The sequence below is a fragment of the Roseovarius arcticus genome (assembly GCF_006125015.1).
Classification (GTDB): Bacteria; Pseudomonadota; Alphaproteobacteria; order Rhodobacterales; family Rhodobacteraceae; genus Roseovarius; species Roseovarius arcticus.
This window is the reverse complement of record NZ_SZZN01000001.1, coordinates 439,613-453,968: the sequence shown is the minus strand read 5'-3', so window position 1 is coordinate 453,968 and position 14,356 is coordinate 439,613. Positions and strand designations below refer to the sequence as shown.

Below are 14,356 nucleotides of genomic sequence, written 5' to 3'. Positions count from 1 at the left end.
CTTGCCGGGGCTTCAGTTTCCGGTTCGACTATCAGCGAAGAATCTTCTCCACGACAAAATTGTGGATCGCAACGCCACCGACCTCGAAGTCCCTGGCGACGTCAGAGACGTCGATTTCGAAAAGCTTCTCCAGCGTCCGCGCGGCAATCTCCGCGGTCGAGCTGATGCGTTCCAAATCGCCCCATCACCCGTGCTGCTCTGCGCTCATCGAAAGAGTGATTGAACGGCCGTAGGTTTTCCTTGCCCTCGGCGAATTCAACGCTAATGGCGATCGAAACGATCAACACAACTTAGAAAGGCCACATCTAAATCGATCAGTCCGGCGTCCGAGGCAAGATCGACTTTCCCACGAAACTCTTTACTACGGCAGCGTGATTGATGGCTCCATGCCCCGATACCGCAGCAGTCTCGATCAAAGTCAGCACCACCAATGCGAGTTCGCAAGTGCAACGCCCCCCTACCTTTGCTCCAGCAATTCATTGAGCGCCGCGTCAAGACTGGCGGTAAACCCCGGATCGTTGCCGGGGCTGGCTGCGCAGTGACTCCACGGAGAATCGAAGGGGCGCAGTTCAGCGCGCGGCATCATGCTGGCCTCAATTGCATTGTCTTCCGGCGGGAAATATAGATCCTGCGTGCAAGGCATCAGGATTGCACGAGCGGTGATCGCTCCCAATGCAGCGCTGAAATCACCTTGGTAGAGCGGCCCGGCGGAGATATCGCCAGTCTGCCACGTTGCCAGCTTTGCTAGCAGATTGTTTGCGTCCCAGTCGCGCAAGTGATCGGCGTCCCAGTCCTGCAAGAGCGCCTCGGGATCCGCAAAACCGAGTTGGCGATAAAGCCCCTCGCGATAGAATGTCTGCGAAAATGCCCATCCGGCATACACACGGGCAAAGGCTTTTAGTCCGACGACCGGCGGCGTATTGTAGTCTCCGCCGTTCCAATTCTGGTCGGCGCATAGCGCGGCGCGGACCCCTTCGAGGAAGACGAAATTATGCGGCGATGTGCGGGCCGACGCACAAAAAGGCAGGATTGCCTCGACAATGTCCGGGTATTGCGCGGCCCATTGATAGGCCTGACATCCCGCCATAGACCAACCCGCCACAAGGGCGATCCGCTCAATCCCTAGATGACCCGTGATCAACCGATGCTGGCAGGCGATATTGTTCCACAAGGTAACGAGAGGAAAACGCGCACCGTTTTGAGAATCCGCGCTGTTGCTGGGTGACGACGACAGCCCGTTGCCGAACATGTTGGGGCAGACAATGAAGTGCCGCGCGGGGTCAATCGCCCGGCCGGGACCAAAGAACCCTTCGCTACGATGGTGTGTACCGGTGTAAAAGGTTGAGCCATCCATCGTTCAGGCACGGGACCTCTTCTCGGAGCCACTGAAATGGCTGGTTCTGAATGGAGGGAGCGCCTATCAGCAAGACCCACTTCCCCTTGCTGTGGCAGAAGTGGGATGTGCCTGGCGTGACGCGGCTTTGAATGCGTTACAAACAGCGGGCCGGGCCTATCGGATAGCCTATTCGAGCGATACGTCGATGGGACAGATCGCGGCCCTGCGGGCTGATCTTGCGGTCGCGGCGCTGCCGCTATCGCTTTCGAACCGCGATCTGGTCGAGGCTCCATCACACTTCGATCTCCCGCAACTGCCGCTCACCCACATCCGCGTGGCCGACGATGGCAGTGAATTGGCGAGGGCTTTTGTTGCACTGGTTGCAGCAGACATGCCGCCCAGCCCACGTATTGCTGCGGAGTGAGTTGAGCGCAACGTATAAGTCTTGAAAGCTGCCATTCAAACAACACACAGCACCCGTGAAAGTGAGCTCTAAGCTAACCTGCGGCGGCGCGGCATGCATCCTGAGCACCCCGCCGGTCTGATTGACGTGAACGGCCAAAGCGGACCTTGGTGTCCACCGTAGCTAACGGCAGGAATGAGCCCAATGTGTCAGATGCTGCGCTGACTTCGAACGGCAGCTATGCGCAGCACTCGCCGTTTGCAAAGTGCGGCTAAACATCCATTTGGACCAACTACAATCAGCAAATGACAGGCTGTTGCCGACGTTTGCCGTTGAGGGGCCCTTTCAACATGAACTCACCATTTTCTCGATCAGTGGACCACGCTTTGCAGGCCCAGATTTTGGTACTTTCGCGGCAAGAACCGAGGACGGTTGAGAGCTATGGCTTAAGCGGGAACAACAATTTTCTGATCGTGTCCCGGTGCCTCAAGTTGAAGATGGTTCTCCTCAAGTACGAGAATATTTTCGGCGCCAACGATATCGCTTTTCGTCTTATAGCCGATGACATTCTCAACAGGCATATCCAGATGGCGTGCCAGCAGCATTATTTCTTCGGACGAGAAATTTGTAAGCCCGCGGGCGACTTCCTCACCATCTTCATTATATACGTGAAGCACGTCCCCTTTCGAAAAATCCCCCTGCAGCGAAATGATATCCATTCGGCTTATCCCGCTTTTCTTTTTAGCGACATTTTCGGCGATTTCATTGGAGACAACGAGTGTTCCGGATACCTGCAAACGGTTGCTAAGCCATACTTTCAACGGAGAGGCAGTTTCACCCCGAACAAGACAGCGGGTGAAACGTCGCTCTTTCTTCAGCACTGACGACACGGGACGTTCGATGATGCCCTCCGCGATAATCGTCTCAACGCCAGCATTTTGTGCCATGTTTGCCGCATGCATTTTCGTGAGCATACCGCCGCTGCCCAGTGCGCTGGTACCAGTCGTGGTTTCGAGATGCTCGCTGACGTCTTCGATTTCGTGAATGAACTTCGCGTTCGGATCAGACGGGTCGCGATCATACAGACCCTCGACACTGGTCAAAATGATCAATTCATCCGCCTCCACCATCTGGGCCACTTTGGCGGACAAGCGGTCATTATCGCCTACACGAAGATCACGCGTCGCAATGGTATCGTTCTCGTTGATAATCGGCATAATGTCGTTTTCAAACAATCTCAACATGGTGTTCTTGATGTTCAGAAAACGGCGGCGTTCTTCCATATCTTCGACGGTTACCAGCATCTGTGCCACGTCCAAATCGTACTCTGATGCGACCTGACGGTAGGCGTTCATCAACAGCGGCTGACCGCAGGCGGCTGCGGCCTGCTTGTCCAAAACGCCCGCGTCCTCGGGCCGTTTTCCGATCATATTTAACCCCAGCGCAACCGAGCCGGACGACGTCAATATAATATTATGACCCTCCCTTTGAAGTTGGGCGAGATCGCTTAAAAGACCGTTCATAAAAGCATAGCGCAGTGTTAGATTGCTGCTATTGGCGAGCAAGCTTGATCCGATTTTGACAACGATCTTTTTTTTCGTAGACATATGATACCTCCGGTATCCATTTGTATTAAGAGGAAAAATGCTAACCGTTTGCGTCCTTGGACGCAGCCGTATAGCAAGACCTCATTCAGGTGTTTGGGTGTCGTATAACACGCGCCCCGTAAGCGAATGCAAACAGGTTGCTGCGCTGCAGCGTAATTTCCGACGCATTTGGGCTGCTTGGCGCCGATAAAAATTCACCGGTTTGAACCAGCGCCCTATTAAAGGGGCGCGTCACATAATGTGTGCGGTTTCGCCGAAGACAAGGAGACCGAAGTTGAAGATACTTCTAATAGGGTGCGGCAAGATGGGCGGCGCGATGCTGCGCCAATGGGTCAATCACGATGGCAACCAGTTTACAGTCGCCGACCCCGCCGCCGCAGACCTTCCAGAGGGCATTACCCATGTCACAAAAGCGACATCTCTGCCATCCGCAGAATTTGATGTTATTGTCATCGCAATCAAGCCACAGATGATCGCCGACTTGCTGCCCGATTACATTCCCGCCTTGAAAGCGGGCGGCTGTTTCGTATCGATCGCGGCTGGGTGCAGTATTGTAACCTTGGCAAATATTGTCGGAGAGGGTGCTATCATTCGCGTCATGCCAAATCTGGCCGCGATGGTGGGGATGGGCGTTTCAGGGCTCTATGCAAACCCGGCTTGCACCAAACAACAGATCGCAGAGGTAACCGCCTTGATCGCTCAGACAGGCCGGTGCGTTCCCCTTGCCAGCGAGGATGAAATTGACCGCCTGACTGCTGTGAGCGGAAGCGGTCCGGGATATGTGTTCGAGATTATGCGCAGCTATGTCGAAGCGGCCAAGAGCTTGGGCTTTGACGAAAAAACATCGCGTGCTCTGGTGTTTGATACCATCAGCGGCACGGTTGAAACCGCCCGACAGTCTGATGCCTCGCTGGAGGACTTGCGAAACTCGGTAACCAGCAAGAACGGAACGACACAAGCCGGATTGGACGAGCTGCGACGCGACGGGCAACTGGACGCGCTTCTAAATGATACCGCGCAGGCCGCATATCGACGCGCCGCCGAATTGAAATAAGGTCCGCGCAACAGGCGCAGTAAACAGGAAATACAATATGAGCACCGATACGAACGAGATGGACGTAGCAGCCGTCGTTGCAAACCTTGGTCAACGCGCAAAAGCGGCCGCGCAAAAATTGTCTTTGGCGTCGGCTGAAAAACGCAATCAGGCATTGAACGAAGCGGCAAAAGAATTGCGCGCCCGCGCGAGCGAGATTTTGGCTGCGAACGCAACCGACTTGGACAGCATTAGCGGAAAGGATGCTGCGTTTATTGATCGCCTCACCCTGACCGAGGACCGCGTGGCCGCCATGGCGGACGCCGTCGATGCCATTGCAAACCAATCCGACCCGTTGGGCCGTACCCTCGCAAGTTTCGACCGGCCCAATGGCCTGAAGATTGACCGCGTGAGTGTGCCGATTGGCGTCATCGCGATGATATATGAGTCGCGTCCCAACGTCGGCTCGGATGCGGGTGCGCTTTGCGTAAAATCCGGCAATGCTGTGATCCTGCGCGGCGGTTCTGAGAGTCTGCATTCCTCGCGCATTATCGTCGCGTGTCTGGCAGCGGGTCTTAAGGCGGCAGGTCTGCCAGAAGATGCCGTTCAATTGGTCGACACCCGTGACCGTGAGGCCGTCAAGCTGCTATTGCACAGCACAGACACCGTCGATCTTGTCATCCCACGTGGTGGACGCGGATTGGTCTCTCTGGTGCAAAAGGAGGCCCGCGTGCCGACACTGCTGCATCTGGATGGCAACAACCATAGTTATATCCACGAAAGCGCAGATGTCGAGAGAGCCGTGGGCATTGTCCAGAACGCAAAAATGCGCCGGACGGGGATCTGCGGAGCGACTGAATGTGTTGTAATCGACCGCAAGATCTCGGTTCGGGTATTGCCGCTCTTAGCCGCGGCACTCGGGGATTGCGAGCTACGTGGTGACCCTGAAGCACAAGGTATTCTGCCGGGTATCATGCCCGCGACTGATGAAGATTGGGATACAGAATATCTTAGCAATATCATATCTGTAAAGATTGTAGGTGACTTGAGCGAGGCCATCGCATTTGTGCAGGAACATTCGTCAGGTCACACGGACGCGATCCTCTCTGAGGATATGGAAGCTGCAAAATGTTTTATGAGTGCCATCGATTCTGCCGTCGTGATGCACAACGCGTCAACCCAGTTCGCGGACGGGGGCGAGTTTGGCATGGGTGCTGAAATTGGTATTGCGACAGGTAAAATGCACGCACGCGGTCCAGTCGGGGCAGAGCAATTGACAAGTTTTAAGTATCTTGTCTTTGGAAGCGGTCAGCAACGTTTGTAGGTTTTTAACCGACGCAACGGATAGCGCATTGAGGTGCCCCTATTTTCCTAGACGCCTGCCTCGTTCATTTTCTTCTGTTCTTTTTATAGTTAATGGGCGATAGCATGCCGTTGTTCGTGTGCTTGCGTGTCGGGTTGTAGAACATCTCAATGTAATCGAACACGTCCTGCCTTGCAGCATCGCGCGTCAGGAAACCCCAGCGGGGTTTTCTACGTCGCGGCCCATGGCAGCTAGGTCGGAATAGCGATCCCCGATGCGATGATGTGGGCGCCCGCCAGTCGACGCACCCAGCGCGACCACAATTTCGTCCGCCGCTGGCGCGTCTGGGATTGAGAATTGAACCGTCAGGTAATGCGAGCGGCGGCCAGTATCATGCTTGTCCATCAGCGGGATTTGCACTTGCGTGTTAGCGGGACCGCGCGTGTTAGTGAAGCCCAGATAGCTTTTGGCGCCGACGGCCTCGCGGTAGAAATTGCCGAATTGCAGCGTGTGGATCAGGGCCGACGCATGCTCCAACTCGCAATTTGTGCCCGCGATGCAGGCTTTGCCATATGCTTCAATGGCGTCGCCGGATCCGGCAAGTGCGATCAGCCGTTCGGTCAGCATCTTGCCCAGAGGCGGGGCCATGCGCATGATGTCGGGGCCGAGGTCTTCCACAAAATCCCGGCCCGCCCACGGGTTGCGTACCACGGCCGCGACACCGATCATGCGCAGTGGCGGTGTGGCGGCGCGCTGCCCCTCGCGATGTATGGTTTCATCGTAGGTGATGACTTTTCTCAATTCAGCAAGCATGACGTGTCCTTGTTATCGTTTCAAATTTGGTAATGTGTTCTGTCTGCGATCCGATTGACCGTTCCGGCAGTTTGGTCGCCTTGATAGATGCCAAAGCTGCCGTGCCGGAACTCTTCTCTGTAGCGTGCCAGCATGCTGCGTTCGGCAGCAGATTTTATTGCTTCAAAGGGAATGTCGGCAAGGTCGAAACAGCGCATCGTCGCCGGTACATCGCCAGTCACTATGCCGTGGTAATAGATACGGTGCTGATCCGTAGCGCGGTCATGATAAAGGGCATAAAGATGTTCCAGGACCGGATTGAGGCCAGATTTCTTGAGCGACGTAATCAGGCCGTCCAGATTGCAGTTGTTGCTGGGTGCGGCAGGAAGGGCGAGCGATCCGTCCTGCTGCACCTGCAAAACGAGCTGACCGTCCCGAACGATCAGGGCGCCGACGGCTACATTGTCTGCCTCGCCTGCGGTCTTGACCAGCTCCTCTTCCAGCCCGATCGAGAAATATCCCCCACGAAAATATCCCAAAGGCTGCTTGTCCACTTTCTCATGCGCCAGAACCCGGCCGATCAGGACAAGGTGATCGCCGGCATCCACCAACTTGTGCCGGGCACATGCGAACGTACAGAGCGAGCCGTCCAGCAGTGGAACGCCCTCGTGCCCCTCGTGCCAATCGGCCTCGGCAAACTTATCGGGCGAGCGTGACGCAAAGAGGCCAGATACAGCCTTTTGATCCTCAGACAGGACGTTGATGCCAAAATGCCTAGCTTCGGAAAACGCATCGCAGCTATGCGCGGTCTTGGCGATGCAGATCAACAGTAGAGGCGGATCGAGCGATACGGAAGTAAAGGAATTGGCGGTAAATCCGCGCGGTTTGCCGTCTGCCTGCCGCGTGGTCACCACCGTTACCCCAGTGGGAAAGGTGCCAAACGCGTCGCGCAAGGCCAGTTTGTCCTCAGGCCTTGGCTGCTGCGAGGCTGCGAATTGCGCAAGTTCATTATGCTCGCCCAGTTTTGGCGGCGGTGCATAGACCCCGTCCGGTCGCCCCCCAAAGCGCAGCGGGTTGGCCGAAACTGTCCATGGCTTGCCCGCCTCGGTGGGATGATTGATTTGTGCCAGCATACCGCGGGCGGCGACGTGCGGGTCGGCAAAGATATCTTCAATCGTGTTGAGCGGACCGTACGGCACCTTGCCGCCCAGTAGGCCCGTCAAGTCAGCTTTACCATGCTGCGCCGTCCATTCGCTGACCAAGTTGTTAACATCCGCGCGGTGAAGCGCCCGCGCACCGCGCGTTGCATAACGCAGATCGGTCCCCAACTCGGGCTGACCCATGATCTGCGCCAAGGCACGCCAGAACGCGTCGTCGACAACGCCCAGTGCGACGGCGCCGTCGGTGGCCGGGAACACGCCGAATGGCGCCAAGAACGGATGCCCGTTGCCCTCAGGGCCGGGCGTCGCGCTAGCCATATCATGCAGGTAAGTGGCGCGTTCACAGAGCGATATCATCGCGTCATACATCGCGACATCGGTAAACTGCCCCTTGCCAGTCGCCTCGGCCTCGCGCAAGGCAGCCATGATACCGAACGACATCATCAGCCCGGTAAAGATGTCCCCGACGCCCGGCCCGACTTTGGTGGGGCTATCGGCATCGGGCCCGGTGATCGCCATGACACCGCCCATCGCCTGCGCAACAACGTCATATGAAGGCCAATCCGAGTAGGGGCTATCCCCGGTGCGCGGATCGCCAAAACCTCGAATGGCGGCATAGACCAGCTTGGGGTTCGCCTCGGCGAGGCTCTCGTAGGACAGGCCCAGTCGGTCCATAACGCCGGGGCGGAAGTTTTCGACAACCACCTCCGCTGTTGCGGCAAGTCTGCGAAATGCCGCCTTGCCCTCTTCTGATTTAAGATCAAGTTGAACGCTTTTCTTGTTACGATTGAGGCTGACGAAATACCCTGCCCAGAGGTGATCGGGGTCGTCGTCACGGAAAGGGCCATTGGTGCGGCTGGTGTCACCGCCTGCGCCTTCGATCTTGATCACCTCGGCGCCGTGATCGGCCAACATCATAGTGCAGTAAGGGCCCGATAGCATGCGGCTAAGGTCCAGAATGCGAATGCCCTTTAGGATGTCCGTCGTCATAGCGCCCGTCCTTTGAAAACTCGGTCGAAGAAGGCCTGCAACGGTTGGTTCACGGCGTCCGGATTTTCAGCGAGGGCCATATGACGAAGGCCCGGCAGGATATGCACTTCGGCACCTTCAATCTCGGCGGCTATAGCGGCTGCCATTTCAGGGCCGTTGCCGTAATCCTCGTCCCCCGTCATCACCAGAGTGGGGCAGGTGAGGGGCGGTGACGAGGCGGTAATTTCGGCGATGCCGCTGGCTAGAACCTTGTAGATTGTGTGGTAGATCGCAATATCGTTGGCCATAACCCACGTACGAACGAGGTCCATCATCGCCGGATTGGCATGGCGGAAATCGTCAGTGAACCACCGCCCTACCGCAGCGTCCACCGTTGATGCCGGACCTTCCTTTCGCGCCTGCTGCACGCGTTTCAGAATCGCCGCCTGCGCCGCATCCGTACGTTGATGCGGCGAATGCAAGATAGCCAAGGCCGCGACTCGATCGGGCGCATCCTGAGCTGTGCGCCGAGCGATCATGCCGCCCAGCGAGAAACCTGTAATCGCGGCGGATTCAATGCCGCAATAATCCAAAAGGTCGGTCAACTGACGCGAAAACAGCTGCAGCGACGGCATTTGGGGTGGCGCAGCGCTGTAGCCATGGCCGAAGAGGTCATAGGTCAGCACGCGGTAATCGCCGATGAGGGCGGGCGTGGTCCATTGCCAGCACTGCCGGTTCAGGCCTAACCCGTGAATCAGAACGATGCAGGGTGCATTTTCAGGGCCAGCTATCTCATAGCTGGTTCCGTCGGGCGTCTTCATGGTCGTCATGTTGGGGCTTTCAAAGGACGGTAGGCGGTAACCTCTACCTCGACGCGGGCGTCGATCAAAAGATCGCTGACCACGGCCGAGCGTGTGGGTGGTTGGACTGGAAAATACTCACCGTATATCGCGTTGAACCCCGGAAAATCCGCGCGGTCACGCAGCCAAACCATCGCCTTGACGACATCAGTCAGCTCGCAATCCGCCAGTGCAAGCGTCGCCTGAATGTCGTTTAGAACGGCGCGGGTCTGATCCTCGATCGATCCTTTGGTCATCGGGGCGCCGTCCTGCATGGGAATCTGGCCCGTCAGAAAAATAAAGTCGCCTGCGCGAATGGCCCGCGACAATGACAGGACGCGCCCACCAATCTCTAGCGGTCCTCCAATGATCTGCTTGTTTCTTGGCATCTGAAAATCTCCCTTGGCGTAATGTTAAACGCCATGGTGTCGGCGCCCCTTCTTATTTTTCGACATCGGACGACGAAAAAACGCAGGCCGCTCGAGATTATCCGTAAAGAATGCAAATCACGACGACAAAGGAGTGCCTGGCATGAGTGATATTCGGACCTATAAAATGTTGATTGACGGCGAGTGGATCAGTGCGTCGGACGGCGGTCTGTTCGACAGCGTCAATCCAAGCAACGGACAGGTCTGGAGCCGCGTGCCCGAAGCGACAGCAGAGGATGTGGACCGCGCCGTGCGCGCCGCGCACCGGGCCGGAACCGAGGGGCCATGGGCCAAGATGACACCGACGGAGCGCGGCAAGTGCCTGAGAAAGCTTGCTGAATTACTCGCTGGGAAGTCTGAGGAACTGGGGCGCACTGAATCTATCGATACCGGCAAGATGCTAAAGGAAACACGCTGGCAGGCAGCCTACATTGCCGAATTCTTTCAATTCTATGCGGGCTGCGCCGATAAGATAAGCGGTGAAACGCTTCCCATCGACAAGCCCGATATGTTCGTCTTTACCAAGCGCGAACCGCTTGGCGTGGTCGCCGCCGTGGTGCCATGGAACAGCCAGCTTTTCCTCGTGGCGGTCAAGATCGGTCCGGCGCTGGCGGCGGGCAACACGGTGGTGCTGAAGGCGTCCGAGCACGCATCGGGCGCGATGCTGGATTTCGGCAGGCTGATAGAGGAGGCCGGCTTCCCGCCCGGTGTTGTAAACATCGTCAGCGGTCATGGTGATCCATGCGGGCGCACGCTAACCGCGCATCCGCTGGTCGCGCGCATCTCATTTACCGGCGGGCCGAACGCGGCGCGCCATGTGCTGGAAAACTCCAAGAACAATTTTGCCGAAGTGTCGCTGGAACTGGGCGGTAAGTCGCCCTTCATCGTGTTCGACGACGCCAATATCGAAAGCGCCGTCAACGCGTCCATCGCCGGGATCTTCGGCGCAGCGGGGCAAAGCTGCGTCGCGGGGTCGCGCCTCTATCTGCACGAGGATATCGCGGATGCGTTTCTGGGCCGCATGACGGCGATGGCCAAGACCATTCGCATCGGCGATCCGCTGGAGGATAACACGCAGATGGGGCCGCTCTGCACCACCGGGCAGCTTGAACATATCAAGGCCGAGGTTGCCCATGCGCAGGCCGAAGGCGGCACCGTTCTGACCGGCGGCAAGCAGCCCGAAGGGATGGAGGATGGCTTGTTCTATGAGCCGACGATCATCGAGTGCCCGCGCCCGGATCTGCGCATTGTGGATACCGAACTGTTCGGTCCGGTCCTGTGTGTTCAGCGGTTCAAGACCGAAGAGGAAGTGATCGCGCTCGCGAACGCATCCGAGCACGGGCTGGCCGCCGGGATATTTACACAAAACAGTGCGCGATCCCTACGCGTGGCGAATGCGGTGCGGGCTGGCATTGTCTGGGTGAATACGTATCGCGTGGTGTCGCCCATCGCCGAATTTGGCGGCGTTAAGGGGTCGGGCTACGGCCGCGAAAGTGGCTTTCAGGCGATGTATGACTACACCCGGCCCAAGACGATCTGGATAAACACTTCGGACAAGCCGATGGCGAACCCGTTCGTGATGCGCTGAGACATATTTTACAACGGAGCGGACTTCATGAAATTTCATCTTGCGATCAACCTCGAGCGGATGGACGACAGCCTCGATATGAACGACGTCGTGCGCCACACGATCAAGATGGTGCAGATGGCCGAGGAGGGCGGCTTTGACATCGTCTGGTCAGCCGAGCATCACGCGCTCGAAATGACAATCGCGCCGAACCCTTTCCAACTGCTGACGTGGTGGGCAGGCGAGACCGACAAAATCCGCCTAGGCACCGCCGTCGCATCAGTGGCCTACTGGCACCCGATCAATCTGGCGGGCGAGGCGGCGATGGTTGATCTGCTTAGTGGTGCGCGGCTGGAGTTCGGCATCGGATCGGGTGCGTATCAACGCGAATTCGACCGGATGAAGCCGGGGCTAAAGCAGTCCGATGCATGGCGCTACATGCAGGAAATGCTGCCTGCTGTCCGCGAGCTATGGAAGGGCGATTATGCCCATGATGGCGAGTACTGGCAGTTCCCAACGTCGACGTCCGTCCCTAAACCCGTGCAGCCCGAAGTGCCGGTCTGGATAGCGGCACGCTCGCCCATCACCTACGATTACGCGATGCGCAATCGCTGCCACGTCAATTGTTGGCCGCTGACCCGCCCGTTCGCCGAGGCCGAGATATACAAAAAGCAATTGGACGAGGCGATCGCCAAGGCGGATAACGGATGGATCCCGCGCTTTGCCCTGATGCGTCATGCCTGTGTCTACGACAATGCGGCAGATCGTGACGCAGGCCTCAAGGCTATCCGCACGCTACTGGGCCAATTCGAAAACCTTTTTTGCAACACTGGCGATGTGGTCAACGGCTTTCCCAAGCAGATCCCATTGAGCGAGCTGGAAGGCCGCGAGCAGTACGATCCAGCAATGCTTGAGGAAAACCTGATGTTCGGCTCGCCAGAGACGTGCATCGCAAAGTTGAAGCGATACGAGGCGCTGGGGGCGAATGAGTTCATCTATTACGCCTCAATGGGGCTGGATCACGAGGCGCAGCAACGCTCGCTCAGGATGTTCTGCCAAGACGTCATCCCAGCATTTCAATGATAGGAAAAACCATGACCGATGGAGTGAAGGTGCGCCGCGACGGCCACGTTCTGGAAGTGACGTTAGACAGGCCCAAGGTGAATGCCATCGACGTTCCCACGTCCCGCGCGCTGGCCGATGCGTTCAAGGAGTTGCGCGATGATCCGGAACTGCGCGTGGCCATCCTGACGGGCGGCGGAGACCGGATATTTTCGGCAGGATGGGACCTCAAGGCGCTAAACGATGGCGATATGCAGCTCGATAACTGGTGGGAAACCGATGATTACGGCGAGGGCGGTTTTACCGGCCTCACCGAAAACTGGACACTGAACAAGCCGGTGATTGCCGCAATCAACGGCCATGCCATTGGCGGCGGGTTTGAGATGGCCATGGGATGTGATCTGTTGATCGCTGCCGATCATGTCGAATTCGGGCTGCCTGAAATGCCCTTGGGGATCGTGCCTGATGCGGGCGCGCTGCAACGCCTGCCGCGCCTCATCCCGCGCAACATCGCGATGGAGATGTTTCTGCTGGGCCGCCGCATGACAGCGGCGGAGGCGGCGCATTATGGTCTGGTCAACAAGGTGGTCCCCGCCGCGGGGCTGATGGATGCCGCGCGCGAATGGGCCGCGTCAATCGCATGGTCCGCGCCCTTAGCGATGCAGACCGTGAAGGAAGTGCAGCGCGCTATTGAATGTGTGCCGCTGGAGCAAGCGTTTCACAAGATGCGCACCGACCCCATGCCAACCTACCGCAAGATGCTGAAATCCGAGGATGCCGCCGAGGGCGTGGCGGCGTTTGTTGAAAAGCGCGAACCCAATTTCAAAGGACGCTGAGATGCACCCTGATCCTAGGAAGGTTACCCGTATCGCCAGCATCGGTGGCGGACCAATCGGTGGCGGATGGACCGCGCATTTCCTTGCGCGGGGCTATGATGTCACGTGCTATTTGCACGACCCCGCCGAAGTGGCGGCGTTCCGCACAATCCTCGACACGGCGTGGCGTAGCCTGACCGACTTGGGGTTGGCCCCCGGCGCATCGCTGGACCGCCTGACGGTGTCGCATGATTTGTCTGAGGCAGTGAAAGGTGCGCAGTTCATTCAGGAAAGCGCGCCTGAGAACCTTAAGATGAAGCAGGCGCTGTATAAGACGCTGGGTGACATTGTGCCGCCCGACGTCGTGATTGGCTCATCCACTTCGGGCCTGATGATGAGCGATATTCAGGCCGACTGCGCCACGCCTGGGCGCACCGTCATCGCGCATCCATTCAATCCTCCCTATCTTCTGCCGCTGGTCGAAATTGTTGGCGGCAAAAAAACTGATCCCGCCGCCGTCGAATGGGCTGGGCGATTTTATGAGGTGGCGGGCAAGGCACCGCTGTTGATGAAAAAGGAAGTCCCTGGCTTTATCGCCACGCGTCTGCAAGAGGCGCTCTGGCGCGAGGCGCTGCACATGGTCGCCAATGGCGAGGCAACCCCCGAAGATATCGACGTTGCCCTAATGAACGGCCCCGCGCCGCGCATGGTGGCACAAGGCCAGTGCATGGCCTTTCACGTGGCCTGCGGGGCGGGGGGAATGGCCACCAATTTAGATCAGTTCGGCCCGGCGTTGAAGTTGCCTTGGACGCGACTTGATGCACCAGAACTGACGCAAGAGCTGCGCGATCGCATGGTTGACGGATGCAATGCAATTGCCGGGGATAGGCATTTTTCAGACATGGCCGGGCAGCGCGACAGGGAAATCGTCGCCGTGCTCAACGCTCTGCGGGACGTGCGACGAGATGGGGAGCATGCAGCGTCTCCGGGCGCGTAAATTCGCCATTCAGACGTCCGATTTGTCGATTATTCGATAATCTCT

The 14,356-nt window shown here is 57.7% G+C and carries 14 protein-coding genes and 1 pseudogene; 7 read left to right on the top strand and 8 right to left on the bottom strand.

Going from position 1 to position 14,356, the window contains the following annotated elements; translation table 11 throughout:
* Nucleotides 1-31: 31 nt before the first annotated feature.
* Nucleotides 32-175 carry a hypothetical protein gene (locus MK6180000_RS20195; RefSeq protein WP_171054499.1) on the bottom strand — a complete coding sequence of 48 codons (144 nt, stop codon included), beginning with the start codon at nt 173-175 and terminating at the stop codon, nt 32-34.
* Between the two features lie 282 nt (nt 176-457).
* On the bottom strand, nt 458-1,354 hold the full coding sequence (locus MK6180000_RS02210) for an alpha/beta fold hydrolase (RefSeq protein WP_138933246.1): 897 nt from the start codon (nt 1,352-1,354) through the stop codon (nt 458-460).
* Here MK6180000_RS02210 and MK6180000_RS02205 point away from each other — a divergent pair.
* Nucleotides 1,353-1,760 carry a LysR substrate-binding domain-containing protein gene (locus MK6180000_RS02205; RefSeq protein WP_342777734.1) on the top strand — a complete coding sequence of 136 codons (408 nt, stop codon included), beginning with the start codon at nt 1,353-1,355 and terminating at the stop codon, nt 1,758-1,760. The genes MK6180000_RS02210 and MK6180000_RS02205 overlap by 2 nt on opposite strands.
* Nucleotides 1,761-2,185: 425 nt before the next feature.
* Here MK6180000_RS02205 and proB read toward each other — a convergent pair whose 3' ends face one another.
* On the bottom strand, nt 2,186-3,346 hold the full coding sequence (gene proB, locus MK6180000_RS02200) for a glutamate 5-kinase (RefSeq protein WP_138933245.1): 1,161 nt from the start codon (nt 3,344-3,346) through the stop codon (nt 2,186-2,188).
* Nucleotides 3,347-3,620: 274 nt separating this feature from the next.
* Here proB and MK6180000_RS02195 point away from each other — a divergent pair, with 274 nt between their 5' ends.
* Both MK6180000_RS02195 and MK6180000_RS02190 read left to right on the top strand, forming a co-directional pair.
* Nucleotides 3,621-4,400, top strand: coding sequence for a pyrroline-5-carboxylate reductase family protein (locus MK6180000_RS02195; RefSeq protein ID WP_138933244.1), 780 nt, complete (start codon nt 3,621-3,623; stop codon nt 4,398-4,400).
* A gap of 37 nt (nt 4,401-4,437) precedes the next feature.
* Nucleotides 4,438-5,703: a glutamate-5-semialdehyde dehydrogenase gene (locus tag MK6180000_RS02190; RefSeq protein ID WP_171054498.1), complete on the top strand. Its 1,266-nt coding sequence runs from the start codon at nt 4,438-4,440 to the stop codon at nt 5,701-5,703.
* A 64-nt stretch (nt 5,704-5,767) separates the two neighbouring features.
* Here MK6180000_RS02190 and MK6180000_RS02185 read toward each other — a convergent pair.
* The 5 genes and pseudogenes from MK6180000_RS02185 to MK6180000_RS02165 all read right to left on the bottom strand — a co-directional run.
* Nucleotides 5,768-5,920: pseudogene (locus MK6180000_RS02185) on the bottom strand (IS3 family transposase); the annotation flags it as partial.
* Nucleotides 5,890-6,495: an amino acid synthesis family protein gene (locus MK6180000_RS02180; RefSeq protein ID WP_138933243.1), complete on the bottom strand. Its 606-nt coding sequence runs from the start codon at nt 6,493-6,495 to the stop codon at nt 5,890-5,892. The pseudogene MK6180000_RS02185 and the gene MK6180000_RS02180, both read right to left, overlap by 31 nt.
* A 20-nt stretch (nt 6,496-6,515) precedes the next feature.
* Complete coding sequence (locus tag MK6180000_RS02175; RefSeq protein ID WP_138933242.1) at nt 6,516-8,624, bottom strand: CoA transferase; 2,109 nt, start codon at nt 8,622-8,624, stop codon at nt 6,516-6,518.
* Nucleotides 8,621-9,433, bottom strand: a complete 813-nt coding sequence (locus MK6180000_RS02170; protein WP_246040399.1) for an alpha/beta fold hydrolase — start codon at nt 9,431-9,433, stop codon at nt 8,621-8,623. Before MK6180000_RS02170 ends, MK6180000_RS02175 begins: the two co-directional genes overlap by 4 nt.
* The gene (locus MK6180000_RS02165) at nt 9,430-9,831 is read right to left on the bottom strand and encodes a RidA family protein (RefSeq protein ID WP_138933241.1); all 402 of its coding nucleotides are present in this window, start codon (nt 9,829-9,831) and stop codon (nt 9,430-9,432) included. Before MK6180000_RS02165 ends, MK6180000_RS02170 begins: the two co-directional genes overlap by 4 nt.
* Nucleotides 9,832-9,973: 142 nt before the next feature.
* Here MK6180000_RS02165 and MK6180000_RS02160 point away from each other — a divergent pair, with 142 nt between their 5' ends.
* Genes MK6180000_RS02160 through MK6180000_RS02145 form a run of 4 tightly spaced genes read left to right on the top strand, consistent with a single transcriptional unit; the run spans nt 9,974 to nt 14,311 of the window.
* Entirely contained in the window at nt 9,974-11,458 is a 1,485-nt protein-coding gene (locus MK6180000_RS02160; protein WP_138933240.1) for an aldehyde dehydrogenase, read from the top strand.
* 27 nt (nt 11,459-11,485) lie between these two features.
* The gene (locus MK6180000_RS02155; RefSeq protein WP_138933239.1) at nt 11,486-12,520 is read left to right on the top strand and encodes an LLM class flavin-dependent oxidoreductase; all 1,035 of its coding nucleotides are present in this window, start codon (nt 11,486-11,488) and stop codon (nt 12,518-12,520) included.
* Nucleotides 12,521-12,531: 11 nt separating this feature from the next.
* Entirely contained in the window at nt 12,532-13,335 is an 804-nt protein-coding gene (locus MK6180000_RS02150; RefSeq protein WP_138933238.1) for a carnitinyl-CoA dehydratase, read from the top strand.
* A 1-nt stretch (nt 13,336) separates the two neighbouring features.
* Nucleotides 13,337-14,311 carry a 3-hydroxyacyl-CoA dehydrogenase NAD-binding domain-containing protein gene (locus tag MK6180000_RS02145; RefSeq protein WP_138933237.1) on the top strand — a complete coding sequence of 325 codons (975 nt, stop codon included), beginning with the start codon at nt 13,337-13,339 and terminating at the stop codon, nt 14,309-14,311.
* The last annotated feature ends 45 nt before the right edge of the window (nt 14,312-14,356 follow it).